General features: G+C 72.7%; 14 protein-coding genes, 1 tRNA gene and 1 pseudogene. 7 read left to right on the top strand and 9 right to left on the bottom strand.

Annotated elements, in window-relative coordinates:
- Positions 1-13: 13 nt before the first annotated feature.
- The 4 genes from AOM07_RS02610 to AOM07_RS02625 all read left to right on the top strand — a co-directional run bounded on the left by AOM07_RS02610 (position 14) and on the right by AOM07_RS02625 (position 2,536).
- Entirely contained in the window at positions 14-724 is a 711-nt protein-coding gene (locus AOM07_RS02610; RefSeq protein ID WP_156171748.1) for an HD domain-containing protein, read from the top strand.
- Between the two features lie 94 nt (positions 725-818).
- Positions 819-1,106, top strand: a complete 288-nt coding sequence (locus AOM07_RS02615) for a WXG100 family type VII secretion target (RefSeq protein WP_062311109.1) — start codon at positions 819-821, stop codon at positions 1,104-1,106.
- A 38-nt stretch (positions 1,107-1,144) separates the two neighbouring features.
- On the top strand, positions 1,145-1,414 hold the full coding sequence (locus AOM07_RS02620) for a DUF4031 domain-containing protein (protein WP_062311111.1): 270 nt from the start codon (positions 1,145-1,147) through the stop codon (positions 1,412-1,414).
- Between the two features lie 174 nt (positions 1,415-1,588).
- The gene (locus AOM07_RS02625; RefSeq protein WP_062311113.1) at positions 1,589-2,536 is read left to right on the top strand and encodes a zinc-binding dehydrogenase; all 948 of its coding nucleotides are present in this window, start codon (positions 1,589-1,591) and stop codon (positions 2,534-2,536) included.
- 102 nt (positions 2,537-2,638) lie between these two features.
- On the opposite strand, the gene groL is transcribed toward AOM07_RS02625, so the two are convergent.
- The 3 genes from groL to AOM07_RS02640 all read right to left on the bottom strand — a co-directional run bounded on the left by groL (position 2,639) and on the right by AOM07_RS02640 (position 5,428).
- Complete coding sequence (gene groL / locus AOM07_RS02630) at positions 2,639-4,267, bottom strand: chaperonin GroEL (protein ID WP_062311115.1); 1,629 nt, start codon at positions 4,265-4,267, stop codon at positions 2,639-2,641.
- 253 nt (positions 4,268-4,520) lie between these two features.
- Positions 4,521-5,126, bottom strand: coding sequence for a LytR C-terminal domain-containing protein (locus AOM07_RS02635; RefSeq protein ID WP_062311118.1), 606 nt, complete (start codon positions 5,124-5,126; stop codon positions 4,521-4,523).
- A gap of 23 nt (positions 5,127-5,149) precedes the next feature.
- Positions 5,150-5,428, bottom strand: coding sequence for a DUF3263 domain-containing protein (locus AOM07_RS02640; protein ID WP_062311120.1), 279 nt, complete (start codon positions 5,426-5,428; stop codon positions 5,150-5,152).
- Between the two features lie 111 nt (positions 5,429-5,539).
- Between AOM07_RS02640 and AOM07_RS02645 the strand changes: the two genes are divergently transcribed.
- Positions 5,540-6,226: a uracil-DNA glycosylase gene (locus tag AOM07_RS02645; protein ID WP_062311122.1), complete on the top strand. Its 687-nt coding sequence runs from the start codon at positions 5,540-5,542 to the stop codon at positions 6,224-6,226.
- A gap of 53 nt (positions 6,227-6,279) precedes the next feature.
- Here the strand turns inward: AOM07_RS02645 and AOM07_RS02650 are convergent.
- The 4 genes from AOM07_RS02650 to AOM07_RS02665 form a co-directional block, all read right to left on the bottom strand.
- Positions 6,280-6,355: transfer RNA gene (locus tag AOM07_RS02650), tRNA-Thr, on the bottom strand.
- 91 nt (positions 6,356-6,446) lie between these two features.
- Complete coding sequence (locus AOM07_RS02655) at positions 6,447-7,250, bottom strand: DsbA family protein (RefSeq protein ID WP_062311124.1); 804 nt, start codon at positions 7,248-7,250, stop codon at positions 6,447-6,449.
- Between the two features lie 54 nt (positions 7,251-7,304).
- Positions 7,305-7,814 (bottom strand): DoxX family protein, encoded by a 510-nt coding sequence (locus AOM07_RS02660; protein ID WP_084830030.1) that lies wholly within the window; start codon positions 7,812-7,814, stop codon positions 7,305-7,307.
- Between the two features lie 101 nt (positions 7,815-7,915).
- Positions 7,916-9,514: a serine/threonine-protein kinase gene (locus AOM07_RS02665; RefSeq protein ID WP_062311126.1), complete on the bottom strand. Its 1,599-nt coding sequence runs from the start codon at positions 9,512-9,514 to the stop codon at positions 7,916-7,918.
- A 210-nt stretch (positions 9,515-9,724) separates the two neighbouring features.
- Here AOM07_RS02665 and AOM07_RS02670 point away from each other — a divergent pair, with 210 nt between their 5' ends.
- Positions 9,725-10,888 (top strand): ABC transporter ATP-binding protein, encoded by a 1,164-nt coding sequence (locus AOM07_RS02670; RefSeq protein ID WP_062311128.1) that lies wholly within the window; start codon positions 9,725-9,727, stop codon positions 10,886-10,888.
- A 219-nt stretch (positions 10,889-11,107) separates the two neighbouring features.
- Positions 11,108-12,328, top strand: a pseudogene (locus tag AOM07_RS02675) (DUF4032 domain-containing protein); the annotation flags it as partial.
- A 415-nt stretch (positions 12,329-12,743) separates the two neighbouring features.
- Here the strand turns inward: AOM07_RS02675 and rlmB are convergent.
- Positions 12,744-13,700, bottom strand: coding sequence for a 23S rRNA (guanosine(2251)-2'-O)-methyltransferase RlmB (rlmB, locus tag AOM07_RS02680; RefSeq protein WP_062311130.1), 957 nt, complete (start codon positions 13,698-13,700; stop codon positions 12,744-12,746).
- A 160-nt stretch (positions 13,701-13,860) separates the two neighbouring features.
- Positions 13,861-15,285 (bottom strand): cysteine--tRNA ligase, encoded by a 1,425-nt coding sequence (gene cysS, locus AOM07_RS02685; RefSeq protein ID WP_062311132.1) that lies wholly within the window; start codon positions 15,283-15,285, stop codon positions 13,861-13,863.
- Between the last annotated feature and the right edge of the window lie 49 nt (positions 15,286-15,334).

The raw sequence follows: 15,334 nt of genomic DNA on the forward strand, positions 1-15,334 counted from the left end.
AGTCGAGGTGAAGATGTCCACGGCCACGACGCCGGCATGGTTGCTGCCCGCCTTCGTGAGGGAGGCGGTCGCGGTGGGGGCTGCCGTGCCCGAGGACGACATTGCGGAGGCGGGCGCGCGCCTGCTGCGCCGCTGGGAGAACCCGGCCCGCCGCTTCCACGACGTCCGCCACCTCGTCGAGCTGCTCACGCGCGTGGACGAGCTCCAGCAGGAGACGCGCCTGCCCCATTGCGTGAGGCTCGCCGCCTGGTACCACGGTGCGGTGTTCTCGTCCGACTCCGAGGCGGCGTACGCGCAGCGCGGCGGCGAGGACGAGGACGCGAGCGCGGAGTTCGCGCGGCTCGAGCTGCGGGACCTGGGCGTGCCGGACGCGAAGATCGACGCCGTCGCGGAGATGGTGAAGGGGCTGTCGCGCCACTCGGCGACGCCGGACACCCCCGACGCGCAGGTGCTGTCGGACGCGGACCTGGCGATCCTGGCCGCGGACCCGCAGCGCTACAAGACGTACCTCGCGGACGTGCGCGAGGAGTACGCGGAGGTGCCGGACGACCGGTTCCTGCGCAGCCGCCGCGCGATCGTGGGCAAGCTGCTCGCGCGCAACAGGCTCTACACGACGCCGCTGGGCGCCACGTGGGAGTCGCAGGCCCGCCAGAACCTCGCCGCCGAGGCCGCGCGCCTCGACAAGAAGATCGCGGCGATGTCCCCGACCGCGGACGCCAGCTGACCTCTCCCCTCCTCGCGGACGGGTGCCCCTCCGACACGGTTGCGGCTGCCTAGCCTCGGTGCACCGGCAGGACCACCGGCACCGAGGAGGAACGATGCAGTACCACGTCGACGCGGCCGAGGTCTCGGCCGCCTCCGCCCGCGCGGCCCGCTCGGCGGACGCGATCCGCGCCGAGGTCGCGGCGCTCATGGCCCAGCTCGTGGGCCTCGACTCCACCTGGCAGGGCTCCGCCGCCGCGGCCTTCGCGGACGTGCGCGAGCAGTGGCGCGGGGCCCAGACCCACGTCGAGACCGCGCTCGACGCCATCACCACCGCGCTCGCCCACGCGGCGCGGTCCTACGAGGAGGCGGAGGCGACGGCGTCGCGGCTGTTCGCGCGGTGACCGCCCGAGCGGAGGTGGGCGACGCCTAGTCTCGAGGGATGATCCTCCTCGACCCGCCGCTGTGGCCCAACCACGGGCGCGTCTGGGGTCACCTCGTCTCGGACGACTCTTTGGAGGAGCTGCACGCCTTCGCCGCCCGGGCCGGGATCCCGCCGCGGGCGTTCGACCGCGACCACTACGACTACCCCGAGGAGCGGCGCGAGGCGCTGGTGGCGCTCGGCGCGGTCGAGGTGTCGACGCGGGAGCTGATCCGCCGGCTGCGCGCGTCGGGGCTGCGGGTCACGGCGGCGCAGCGGCGCGCGGGCTGACGCACACGCGCCCTCGCGCTCGACCCAGCACCCTCCCCACCCTCACCCGCAGGCCCAGCCCCACTCCCACCCCTAGCGCTAATTGACATGTGTCAATAGTCTGGAGGTTCACGTGACGCGACGAGGCGCACGACGGCCGTGCTCCGCCTCGCGCACCCGAGGAGAGGAGACGCCATGCAGGCATGGCAGTTCACCGGCACGCACCAGCCGCTCGCGCTCAACGAGGTCCCCGACCCCGAGCCCGGACCCGGCGAGGTCGTGCTCGAGGTCAAGGCGGCCGGTCTGTGCCACTCGGACGTGGGCGTCCTCGAGGACGAGGGCTGGCTCGCCCTGCTTCCGGTCCTGCCCGTGACGATGGGGCACGAGATCGCCGGCGTCGTCACCGCCGTCGGGCAGGGCGTCGAGGGCTACGCGGTCGGCGACCGCGTGGGCGTCTGCCCCACCGGCGGCTCCGGCGTGGCGCCGGGCTACGGCCGCGACGGCGGCTTCGCCCCGCTCCACCGCGTCCCCGCCGTCGACCTGGTCCGCATGCCGGAAGGCCTTCCCTTCGAGCTCGCCGCGGCGGGCACCGACGCCGGCATGACCTCCTATCACGCGATCGCCGCGATCGGCGGGGTGAAGGCCGGCGACAAGGTCGCCGTGATCGGGCTCGGCGGGCTCGGTCAGATCGGCGCCCGCATCGCCGTCGTCAAGGGCGCCGACGTCACCGCCGTCGAGATCAACGAGGACGTGTGGCCGCTGGCGGAGGCGATCGGCGCCTCCCGGGTCGTCAAGGACATCGCGGAGCTCGCGGGCGGCGACTTCGACCTCGTGGTCGACTACGCGGGCTTCGGCACCACCACCGCCGGCGCGGTGGACGCGATCCGGCGCGACGGCACCATCGTCGTCGTGGGCATGGGCCGCCTCGAGGCCACGATCAACACGCGCGACGTCATCCTCAAGCAGGCGCGCATCCTGGGCTCGAACGGCGGCACGCTCGAGGACGTGGCCGAGGTCTACGCGTTGTTCGGCTCCGGCGCGGTCCAGCCGCAGGTGACGACCATCGGCTTCGACGAGATCCCCGAGGGCATCGAGCGCCTCAAGCGCGGCGAGGTGCGCGGGCGCCTGGTCGCCCTGCTCTAGGCAACCGCCGCATCGTCCCCGCGCACGACGAAGGCCCCCGCCCCCGGCGAACCGGGGACGGGGGCCTTCGCTCTGGCTTCGTGCGAGAAGCGCGAGACGGGCTTAGAAGCCCATGCCGCCCATGTCGGGCGCGCCACCGGCCGGCATGGCCGGCTCGGGCTCGGGCTTGTCGGCGACGACGGCCTCGGTCGTGAGGAAGAGGCCGGCGATCGACGCGGCGTTCTGCAGCGCCGAGCGGGTCACCTTGACCGGGTCGTTGACGCCCTCGGCGAGGAGGTCGACGTACTCGCCGGTCGCCGCGTTGAGGCCGAAGTGGACCGGGAGGCCCTTGACCTTCTCCACGACGACGCCGCCCTCGAGGCCCGCGTTGACCGCGATCTGGCGCAGCGGGGCGGTGATGGCGACCTCGACGATGCGAGCGCCGGTGGCCTCGTCACCCTCGAGCTCGAGCGAGCCGAAGGCGTTGGTGCCGGCCTGGATGAGGGCCACGCCACCACCGGCGACGATGCCCTCCTCGACGGCGGCCTTCGCGTTGCGGACGGCGTCCTCGATGCGGTGCTTGCGCTCCTTGAGCTCGACCTCGGTGGCCGCGCCCGCCTTGATGACGGCGACGCCGCCGGCGAGCTTGGCGAGGCGCTCCTGGAGCTTCTCGCGGTCGTAGTCCGAGTCCGAGTTGTCGATCTCGGCGCGGATCTGACGGACGCGGCCCTCGAGCTGCTCCGGCGAGCCGACGCCCTCGACGATGGTGGTCTCGTCCTTGGTCACGACGACCTTGCGGGCCTGGCCGAGGAGCTCGAGGCCGGCGTTGTCGAGCGACAGGCCGACCGACTCCGAGATGACCGTACCGCCGGTGAGGATCGCCATGTCCTGCAGCATCGCCTTGCGGCGGTCGCCGAAGCCGGGCGCCTTGACGGCGACGGCCTTGAAGGTGCCGCGAATCTTGTTCACGACGAGGGTCGCGAGGGCCTCGGACTCGACGTCCTCGGCGATGATCATGAGCGGCTTCCCGGTCTGCATGACCTTCTCGAGCACGGGCACGAGGTCCTTGACCGAGTTGATCTTCGACTCGACGAGCAGGATGTACGCGTCCTCGAGGACGGCCTCCTGGCGCTCCGGGTCGGTGACGAAGTAGGCCGAGAGGAAGCCCTTGTCGAAGCGCATGCCCTCGGTCAGCTCGAGCTCGAGGCCCAGAGCCGAGGACTCCTCGACGGTGATGACACCCTCCTTGCCGACCTTGTCCATCGCCTCGGCGATGAGCTCGCCGATCGCGGGGTCGCCGGCCGAGATGCCCGCGGTCGCGGCGATCTCGTCCTTGGTCTCGACCTCCTTGGCCGCCTTGAGCAGCTCGGCGGTCACGGCCTCGACGGCCTTCTCGATGCCCTTCTTGAGGGCGATCGGGTTGGCGCCGGCGGCGACGTTGCGCAGACCCTGGGTGACCAGCGCCTGGGCGAGGACGGTCGCGGTGGTGGTGCCGTCACCCGCGACGTCGTCGGTCTTCTTGGCGACCTCCTTGACGAGCTCGGCGCCGATCTTCTCGAAGGGCTCCTCGAGCTCGATCTCCTTGGCGATGGAGACGCCGTCGTTCGTGATGGTGGGGGCGCCCCACTTCTTCTCGAGCACGACGTTGCGACCCTTGGGTCCAAGAGTGACCTTGACGGCGTCGGCGAGGGCGTTCATGCCCCGCTCCATGCCGCGGCGGGCCTCCTCATCGAAGGCAATGATCTTTGCCATGGGGGTAGTACCTCTTCCGATGGATGACGGTCCCCCACCGCCCGCGACGGACGATGCGGAGCCCGGCGTTCCTGTCACGCCGTGCCCCGCACCTCGGCGGAGAACCCTAGGTCTCTTAGCACTCACACCGGGCGAGTGCTAACGCCGATTCTGGCACTCTCCCCCGTCGAGTGCAAACGCCGTGGAGTCTGTTCGCCGACGGCGTGGCGCCCATCGTCCGCACCGGGCACGATGCGGCGGCCGGGCGATCCCGCTACTGCGAGACGATCTGGACCTCGATGTCGGCGAGGGTCTCGGTGTCGCCGAACTCGACCGTGTCGATGCCGAGCAGGTCCGCGACCTCCTGGGCGGTGTCGGCGCGCTCCTCGCTGTCGTAGATCACGACGTTGGCGGAGGGCGAGCCGGTGAGGTTCGCGGCGGACACGTCGGTGAAGCCGGCGTCGGTGAGGATGCTCGCCTGCTCGCCCGCGAGGCCGGAGACGCCGGTGCCGTTGAGGACCGCGATCGGCGCGTCGTACGAGATGACGGGCTCGGGCTCGGCGGTCTCGCTGGGCTCGGGCTCGGCGGTCTCGCTGGGCTCGGTGGTCGCGGAGGCGGAGGCGCTCGGCTCGGCCGTCGCGGAGGCGGACTCGGTCGGCTCGGCCGTGGCCGTCGCGGACGGCGTGGCGGTCGACTCCGAGCCGCTGCCGGTGTCCCACAGGAACCGCGCGACGCCGAAGGCGAGCAGCCCGGCGACGACGAACACGACGACGGGGACCACGATGATCCACCACCACGGGCGCGGCGAGCGGTGCACGCCCACAGGCCCGCCGCTCTCGGCGATCTCGTCGAACTCGTCTCGCGGATACTCGTCGGTCACGGGCACACCCTATCGGTCGGAGGTCACGCGTCCGGGGTGCGGGTCGCACGGCCGCGGCCCCGCGGCGCACGCATGCGGCGCAGCCGCTGCACGAGCACCGGGTCGTGGGCGAGCGCCGCGGGATCGTCGACGAGCGAGTTGAGCACCTGGTAGTACTGCGTCGCGGTGAGACCGAAGCGGTCGCGGATGGCGTCCTCCTTGGCACCCGCGAAGCGCCACCAGCCCCGCTCGAAGGACAGGATGTCGGCGTCGCGCTCGCTCAGCGCGGCCTGCTCGACCGCCGCTGCGGCACCGGCGTCCATCCGTCCCCCTCTCGTCGTGGGCTCCACCCTAACCGCGCGCACGCGGCCGTCCGCACAGGCACGCGGCGCCCCGGCCGGGCCCGCGCATCGTCCCCTCGCTAGGGTGGCGGCGTGGACGATGCGTGGCGCACCCGGGTGGCCCCCGATTGGGTCGGGATCCTCTCTCCCGCGGAGCCGACGCTGGCCGGCCTCGGCGACTTCCTGCGCGACGAGGTCGAGGCGGGGCACGGCTACCTGCCCGCCCCCGACGCGGTCCTGCGGGCCTTCACGCTGCCGCTCGCGGACGTGCGCGTGCTGCTGGTCGGGCAGGACCCGTACCCGACGCCCGGCGACCCGGTGGGGCTGAGCTTCTCGGTGCCGCCCGGGCACCCGATGCCGCGCTCGCTGGTCAACGTCGCGCGCGAGCTGCGCGACGACACCGGCGAGGAGCTGACGTCCGGCGACCTCACGCACTGGCACGACCAGGGCGTCATGCTGCTCAACCGCGTGCTCACCGTGCGGCCGGGCGAGACGGGCTCGCATCGCCGGCGCGGGTGGGAGGAGATCACGCGGCTCGCGATCGAGGCGCTGGCCGAGCGCGGCGGGCCGCTCGTGGCGATCCTGTGGGGGCGGGACGCGCAGGCGCTGGGGCCGCTGCTCGGGGACGTGCCGCGCGTCGAGTCGGCCCATCCGAGCCCGCTGAGCGCGTCGCGCGGCTTCTTCGGCTCGCGGCCGTTCTCACGGGTCAACCGGATGCTCGAGGAGCAGGGCGCCGAGCCGATCCGCTGGGGCACGCCCGCGGGCGACGCGCTGTTCTGACCCGCCCCGCCTTTGTCCGGCCGGGACGGCGGGTGGGGCTGCCCCGGAGGGAGTGGAGCTGGCAGCGGGACTCGAACCCGCAACCTTCGCTTTACAAGAGCGCTGCGCTACCGATTGCGCCATGCCAGCCTGCGGCGGCCAGGATACCGGGCGGCCACCACGCCCCGGACGCGCGAGCGCCGCACCACCCGGGGGCGATGCGGCGCTCGTGCGGCTCGGGCTAGGAGCCGAGGCTCTGGAGGTACTCCTTGAGGACGCCCTCCTCGAAGTAGTTGACGTCCTCGAGGATCGCGCCGTCCGCGAAGTCGCCGGTCTCGGACACGCGCACCGTCGGGGTGCCCTGCATGCCGTCGACCGAGGCCTGCTGCGTCGCCGCGGTGGCCCACTTCTTGAAGTCGGTGTTGTCGAGGTTCGCGACCACGTCGTCCGGGATGCCCACGAGGCTGGCGAGGTCGGCGATCTCGTCGTCGGACAGGCCGGTCGTGTTCTCCTCGGGCTGGTTGGCGAACATCGTCGCCATGAAGTCGTTGAAGTACTCCGGCGCCTGGTCGGCGACCACGCCCGCGGCGCCCGCGGAGCGGGTCGAGAACTCGGTGCCCGAGCTGAAGCGGTCGAGGATCGAGATCGGGTGGTAGTACAGCGCGATCTCGCCGGACTCGCGCAGCTCGTCGAGGTCCTCGGAGTTGATGGCCTCGAAGGTGCCGCAGATCGGGCACATGAAGTCGAGGTAGACGTCGACGCGGGTGACGTCGGTCGGGACGTCCTCGCCCACGACCCCGCCGGTGCCCACCGGGATGCCGCCGGTCGCGTCAGCCGCCGCGGGGGCGGTCGCACCCTCGGCGCCGAGCTCGGGCACCTTGCTCTGGTTGACGATGAAGAAGATGAGGCCCGCGAAGAGCGCGAGGCCCACCACGGAGCCCGCGATGATCATCATGGTCGTGCGGCGCTCCTGGGCGCGCACCTGCGCCTGCGCCTTGGCCTTGGCGGCCGCGCGCGCGTCGCCCTTGGTGTTCTTGGCGGACATGGATCTCTCCAGGGGTTCGTAAGTCGGGGTCAGCAGAAATCTAGACGATGCGCGTCACGCCGCCCGCATCCACGCGTCGGCCGAGAAGCGCGAACGCGGCCAGATGAGCAGGTACGTGCCCAGCGCGATGAAGCCGGCGCGTTCGAGCATGTGCATCGGATAGTTGGTGGTGCCCTCGGCCACGTCGCCGCCGCCGCCGAAGCAGCCGCAGTCGATGCTCAACCCGTGCGCCCACGCCCAGATCACGCCGGTGACGAAGCCGGCCATCATGACGAGCCACACGATCGCGGACAGCCGCGTGAAGAGGCCTGCCAGAAGGAAGACGGCGAGCAGGAGCTCGACGAACGGGAGCATCGTGCCCACGAGCGGCACGACGGCCTCGGGCAGGATCCGGTAGGCGCGCACGGCGATGATCGACTGCGGGATGTCGAGCATCTTGGGCAGGGCGGCCGCGATGAGGATGACGGCCATCGCGACGCGCACGACGAGGCTCAACCACTGCTGGACCGTCGTCCATCGCCCGGCGGGCGCCTCGCTCTCGGCCTGGATCGCCTCGGTGCTCATCGTCGCTCTCCTCGTCTCGCGCACGCCCACGGTACCCCCGGCACCGCGTGCCGCCTGCCCGCCCAACGTCCCGACACGGCGGACGGTTCCGGCCCGCGCGCTCAGCCGACCGCGAGATCCGGCAGCGGCCACCACCACGGCGCGAGCTGCACGTAGACGCCGATCGCGGCGACCAGGATCGCCGTGAGCGCCACGAGGGTCCACGCGGCCCGCAGCCCGCCCGTCGGCGACACCGCGGCCGCCATCCGGTGGGCGCCCTCGCGCGTGCCCGTCATGAAGGGCCCGTACGCCATCGCGACCACCGCGACGAGCGCGCCAAGTGCGAGCGCCCCGGCGTGGCCGTAGTACTGGGCGTCGGACGATGCGCCGACCACGTTCCCGGACGACACGAGCCACCACGCGCCCGCCCCGGCGCCGATGCCGAGCGCGGCGGAGGTGAGGATCGCGGGCACCGCCTCCGCGGCGGCGCGCAGCGTGTGCCACGGCAGCCCGATGGTCTGCACCACCGTGTCGGAGGTGCGTCGGCGCCCACGCTTGGCCTCGGCGGCGCGGATCGCGACCGAGCGGCGCCACACGCCGCGCGCGAGGATGGCGACCGCGGCCATGACGAGGAAGGACAGGGTGGGTGCGAGCGGCGCGGCGGCCACGACCACGAGCGCCGCGAGCGCGAGCAGCAGCCGGCGGCGCGGGACGACGGGGCAGACCTCGGGCTCGTGCTCGCCCTCGTCGAGGTGCTCGTCGCCCTCCTCCTCCCACGGGAGCTCCTCGACCCAGTGGTGCTCGACGTCGTCCGCGGGCGCCGCCGGGACGCGCTGCTCTCCGCTGGGCAGCACCGCGGTCGCGTCGGGGTCCTGCCAGCCCTCGGCCATGACCGCGGTGGGCGCGACGGCGGTGGGCGGGAGCGCGGGCATCGCGACGGTGGCGCCCCGCAGGGCCGCGACGATGTCGCGCATGCCGGGCCGCGCGGACACGTCGCGCCCGAGCGCGGCACGCAGGGCGGGCGCCCCGGGCACGTCGGGCAGGGTCACGTCGTCTTCGAGCGTGCGGCCGATCGCGCCGGAGCCGGACCCGAACGGCCCGTGCCCGGTCATCGCGAAGGCGACGGTCGCGGCCCAGGACCAGCGGTCGGCCTGCGCGCCGGGCTCGGCGCCGTCGATCACCTCGGGCGCGACGTAGCCGGGGGTGCCGCTCACCAGCCCCTCGCGCGTGAGGCGCGCGTCGTCGGACCGGTGCGCGAGGCCGAAGTCGATGAGGACGGGGCCCTCGGGGCCCATCATCACGTTCGACGGCGTGACATCGCGGTGGACGACGCCGGCCGCGTGGACCGCCTCGAGCGCCGAGGCGGTGCGGTCCGCGAAGGCGGCGAGCGCGTCGCCCGCGAGGGGCCCGTGCCGCTGCACGTGGTCGAAGAGCGTCTCGCCAGCGACGAGCTCGAAGACCACGAACGTCTCGTCCTCGTCGAGCTCCGCGTCGAGGATGTGCGGGACCGCCGGATGGCGCAGCGACTGGAGGGCGCGCACCTCGCGCGCGAGCCGCGCGGCGGCCACCTCGTCCTGGCGCGCGTCGACGAGCTTGAGCGCCGCCTGGTGCCCCGCCCCGTCGGCCACCTTGTACACCGAGCCGGAGCCTCCCGAGCCGAGCCTCCCGAGCACGCGGTAGCCGCCGACGATGTCACCCACCTCGCGCTGAAGCCCGGCCATGTCCTCAACCTACCGGGCGCATCGTCCCCCCAGGGGCCCCGCGGGACGATGCGGCAGGGCCGCCGCGGGAGGGGGTCCCAGGTCCCGGTCGGGGTGTGAGAGTATGGGCGGGCCGGGAGGAACCCGGCAAGTGTCAAAGTGGACACCACAGCGGCACTCTTCACAACGGATCGTCCGGCACGTACCTGCCGGTGAAGGGAAATACTGGCCATGGCCACCGTTACTTATGACAAGGCGTCGAGGATCTACCCCGGCACCGAGCGCCCCGCAGTCGACCAGCTCGACCTGCAGATCGCCGACGGCGAGTTCCTCGTTCTCGTCGGCCCCTCCGGTTGCGGAAAGTCCACCTCGCTCCGCATGCTCGCGGGCCTCGAGGACGTCGACAAGGGTGCGATCTTCGTGGGCGACCGCGACGTCACGCACGTCCAGCCCAAGGACCGCGACATCGCGATGGTGTTCCAGTCCTACGCGCTGTACCCGCACATGACCGTCGCGGACAACATGGGCTTCGCGCTCAAGATCGCCAAGGTCGACAAGGCCACGATCCGCGAGCGCGTCGAGGCCGCCGCCAAGATCCTCGACCTCACCGAGTACCTCGACCGCAAGCCGAAGGCCCTCTCGGGTGGTCAGCGTCAGCGTGTCGCCATGGGTCGTGCGATCGTCCGCCAGCCGCAGGTGTTCCTCATGGACGAGCCGCTGTCGAACCTCGACGCCAAGCTCCGCGTCCAGACGCGTACGCAGATCGCCGCGCTGCAGCGTCGCCTGGGCACCACCACCGTCTACGTGACCCACGACCAGGTCGAGGCCCTCACCATGGGTGACCGCATCGCGGTCCTCAAGGACGGCCTCCTCCAGCAGGTCGGCACGCCGCGCGAGATGTACGACACCCCGCAGAACGTGTTCGTCGCGGGCTTCATCGGCTCGCCGGCCATGAACCTGTCGACCTTCCGCGTCGAGGACGGCTACGCGCTCGTCGGCGACTCGAAGGTGCAGCTCGAGCGCGACACCGTCGCCAACATGACCGCCGACGACAAGGGCGACGTCATCCTGGGCTTCCGCCCGGAGTCGCTCGACCGCGTCGCCCCGAACACGCCCGGCGCGTTCCCGGTCGAGGTCAACGTCGTCGAGGAGCTCGGCTCGGACGCGTTCGTCTACGGCACCCTCCCGACCCCGCTGGCCACGGCCTCCGAGGTCACGGTGGGCGGCTCCGGCGAGGGCATCGTCCGTGTCGACCCGCGTGACGTCCCCTCGAAGGGCGACACCATCTGGGTCTCCATCCGCCCGGGCGAGCAGCACGTCTTCTCGGCCGCCACGCAGCAGCGCATCTCGACGCACGCGGTCCAGACCGACGCGTCGCGCACGCTCGCGAAGTAAGCCTCACCGCTTCCCGAAGGGGGCGGTCCCGGTTCGCGCCGGGGCCGCCCCCTTCGGCGTTCCTCCCCTCCCCCGCCCGGACAGTCCGCACGGAGCCGGTCCCGGTCCGCCGGCGTGTCGCCCGCGATCCCCACGGACACGCCGCATCGTCCCTGCGAACTCCGTGCGCGCTGTCGCGCGGTTCGCGGGGTCCCGGCCGCGCGTCGTTACGCTGGTCCCATGCCGCACATCACCGGAGCCGCCGACCCGGCGCTGATGGAGCTCCCGTGGGACATCCCGCTCTCCGCCTGGCCCGAGGACCGCATCGCCGCCCTGCCGCGCGGCCTGTCCCGCCACGTCGTGAGGTTCGTCCGTCACGGAGGCAACGTCCTCGCCGTCAAGGAGACCAACCGCGAGATCGCGTACCGCGAGTTCCAGATGCTGCGCGAGCTCGAGCGCATGGAGACGCCGTGCGTGCACGCGGTCGCGGTGGTGACGCGCCGCTTCACGCCCACCGGCGAGGAGCTGTCGGCGGCGCTCGTCACCGAGCACCTCGCGTTCTCGCTGCCGTACCGCGCGCTGTTCTCGACGGCGCTGCGCAAGGGCACGCTCAACCGGCTCATCGACGCGCTGTCCGTGCTGCTGGTCCGACTGCACCTCAACGGCTTCTACTGGGGCGACGTGTCGCTGTCGAACGCGCTGTTCCGCCGCGACGCGTCCGAGTTCTCGGCCTACCTCGTGGACGCGGAGACCGGCGACCTCCACGAGACCCTCACCGACGGGCAGCGGTCGTACGACCTCGAGATCGCGACCACCAACATCATCGGCGAGATCCTCGACCTCCAGGCGAACGAGGACCTCGATGAGGGCATCGACCCGTTCGCGATCGGCGAGCGGCTCGAGTCGAAGTACGGGAAGCTGTGGGCCGCGCTCACGGAGACCGAGACCTTCGCCGCCAACGTGCCGTTCAAGGTCGCGGAGCGCGTGCGCGAGCTCAACGAGCTCGGCTTCGACGTGGGCGAGCTCGACATGCTGTCGACGCCCGACGGCCAGGGCCTGCGCATCCGGCCGAAGGTCGTGGACGCGGGCTTCCACTCGCGGCGCCTCATGCGCCTCACCGGCCTCGACGTGCAGGAGAACCAGGCGCGCCGCCTGCTCAACGACCTCGACGAGTTCCGCGCCGTCCGCTCGGGCGGCCACGACGACGAGGCCTTCGCGGCCCACGAGTGGCTCACCTCGATCTTCGAGCCGACGGTCCGGGCCGTCCCGCGCGACCTGCGCGGCAAGCTCGAGCCGGCGCAGGTGTTCCACGAGGTCCTCGACCACCGCTGGTACCTCGCAGAGTCCGCGGGCAAGGACGTCCCCATGCCGGTCGCCACGGCGTCGTACGTCAAGCACGTGCTGCCGCTGCGCCCCGACGAGCGCGCGGTGCTGGGCCGCTCGCTCGCGGAGATGACCGCGGAGCTGCCGGCCCTCACCGACGAGGTGGGCACCGAGTTCGAGACCCGCGACCCGTTCGAGAACGACAACACGTACGCGTGGGGCGAGGTGCCGGCGCCCGAGCCGGGCACCGAGCCGCCGCCGACCGTGCGCCGCGCCACCACCCGCGTCCCTGCGCCCGAGCGCTCGCCGCTGTCGGGCGAGATCGATGAGCGCCACCAGCGCGCGGCCGATGCGGCCGAGGCCGAGGAGGACGAGGCCGCCGCGTCGGAGGAGGCCGGCTTCTAGGACCGGGCGCCGCCGGGGACCTCTCCACGCAGGTGAGGCACTCCTCCACACAGGACGCCCGATGTGAACGGGCACATGCCCGGACCGGGCGCCCGGCGCATCGTCCGGTGTGGAGAGGGCCCCGGGCCTCGTGTCGAGGCGCCCGGGTTCAGACCGCCTTGCTGGCCTCGTAGAGCGCGATCGAGGCCGCGACGGACGCGTTGAGGCTCTCGGTGCTCGCGGCGATCGGGATCGACACCACCTGGTCGCACGTCTCGCGCACGAGGCGCGACAGGCCTTGGCCCTCGGCGCCGACCACGATGACGAGCGGCCCGTCGAGCAGGCTCGACTCGTGCAGGTCGACCTCACCGTCGCCCGCGAGGCCGAGCACGAAGCAGCCGGCCTTCTTGTAGTCCTCGAGCGTGCGGACCATGTTGGTCGCGCGCGCGACGGGCAGGCGCGACGCGGCGCCCGCGGACACCTTCCACGCGGCAACCGTCATGCCCGCGGCACGGCGCTCGGGGATGAGCGCGCCGGACGCGCCGAAGGCGGCCGCCGAGCGCACGATCGCGCCGAGGTTACGCGGGTCCTGGATGCCGTCGAGGGCGACGATGCGCAACGGCGACGGGGCCTCGAGCAGGTCCTGCGGGTGCGCGTACTCGTACGGCGGCACCTCGAGCGCGACGCCCTGGTGGGGCGAGCCGTCGGAGATCGTGTCGAGCGTCGCCTTGGTGACCTCGCGGACCGTGAGGCCCTGCTCGACGGCGAGCGAGACGATCTCGGTGACGCGGTCGTCGGCGTCGATGCGGTTGAAGACGCTCAGCTGCGTGGCCTTCATGCCCTCGCGGAGGGCCTCGAGCACGCTGTTGCGGCCGACCACGAGGTCCGACGCGGCAGACGTGCGGTCGCGCGGGGTCGCCTTGACGGCCTTCTGCGGGCGCTTGGCGGCGTCCTTCTCGGCGCGCACCTTCGCCTTGTAGGCCTTGTGGTTGGGCCGGTCCTCCGCCTTGGGGGTCGGGCCCTTGCCCTCGAGCGCCTTGCGACCGTGGCCGCCCGTGCCGACGGACGCGCCCTTCTTGGATCCCGCGTTGCGGGTCGCGCCACGGCGCTTCGAGTTACCAGCCATGCCTACAAGGGTAAACGGCGCGCGGGGCGCGAGCCTCCCCTGAACCCGTCCTGACAGTGCCAACGGATTTCGAGGGGACGATGCGGCGTGTCGGCCCCGTTCGCCGGTTCGGCTCGGCATGTCGCCGCCGAATCCGTGGGGACTGTCAGGTGGAGGCGGGTCAGGCCTCGCTGGCGAGCGACCAGCGCGCGCCGTCGGCCGCATCCGCGATGACGATCCCCGCGCCGGCGAGGCGGTCGCGGATCGCATCGGCGGTCGCCCAGTCCTTGTCGGCACGCGCGGTGGCACGGGCCTCGATGTCCGCCTTGACGAGGAAGTCGAGCGCGGCCATCGCCGCGGTCGAGGCGCCCGCCTTCTCGGTCGCCCACTCGGGCGCGGCCGGGTCGAGGCCGAGCACGTCGAGCATCGCCCGGGCGGCGAGCAGCGTGGCCGCGGCCGCCTGGTCGTCGCCCGCGGTGAGCGCCGCGTTGCCGGCGCGCACCGTCTCGTGGATGACCGCGAGCGCGCGCGGCACCCCGAGGTCGTCGTCCATCGCCTCGACGAACGCGGCGGGCAGCTCGGCGGCCGAGACCTCCGCCGCGGACGGCGCGCCCACCTTCTCCGACGCGCGCGTGACGAAGCCCTGGAAGCGGCCCCACTGGGCAGTCGCCTCGTCGAGGGTGGAGGTCGAGTACTCGAGCATCGAGCGGTAGTGCACCGCGGCCAGCGCGAGGCGCAGCGCGGCGGGCTCGTGCTGCGCGAGCACCTCGGACACGAGCAGCCCGTTGCCCAGCGACTTCGACATCTTCGCGCCCGACTGGGTCACCCACGCCGAGTGCATCCACAGCTTCGCGAAGCCGTAGCCCGCGGCGTGCGACTGGGCCTGCTCGTTCTCGTGGTGCGGGAAGCGCAGGTCGAGCCCGCCGCCGTGGATGTCGAACGAGTCGCCCAGGTAGCGCTGCGCCATCGCCGAGCACTCGATGTGCCAGCCCGGGCGGCCGCGCCCCCACGGCGAGTCCCACGAGGCCGTCTCCGGCTCGTCGGCCTTGGTCGCCTTCCACAGCGCGAAGTCGTGGACGTCGCGCTTGCTCTCGATCGGGGAGTCCTGCGCGGGAGAGAGGTCGTCGAGCGCCTGGCGCGTGAGCGAGCCGTAGCCGGGGAACGAGCGCACGTCGAAGTAGACGGAGCCGCCCTGCTCGTACGCGTGGCCGTTGTCGATGAGCCGCTCGATCATCGCGAGGATCTCGGGGATGTGGCCGGTCGCGCGGGGCTCGGCGGCGGGCGGCCTGACGCCCACCGCGGCGTACGCGGCCTGGAACTCGCGCTCGTAGCGCAGCGCCCACGCCCACCACTCCCAGCCGGCCTCGGCGGCCTTGACCAGGGTCTTGTCGTCGATGTCGGTGACGTTGCGCACGAGGGTCACCTGGTAGCCGGACCGCTCGAGCCAGCGCTGCAGCACGTCGAACGCGACGGCGCTGCGCAGGTGGCCCACGTGCGGCGCGCTCTGCACCGTGGGTCCGCACAGGTAGATGCTCGCCTTGCCCGGGGTCAGGGGCTGGAACTCGCGCTCGGTGCGCGTGGCGGTGTCGTACAGGCGGAGGGTCACGCGCCCAGGCTACCGGTCCCGCATGCGCAGGCACGATGCGGTGGCCCCG

Origin of the sequence: Demequina rhizosphaerae, assembly GCF_000971255.1 — a bacterium.
GTDB classification, from domain to species: domain Bacteria; phylum Actinomycetota; class Actinomycetes; order Actinomycetales; family Demequinaceae; genus Demequina; species Demequina rhizosphaerae.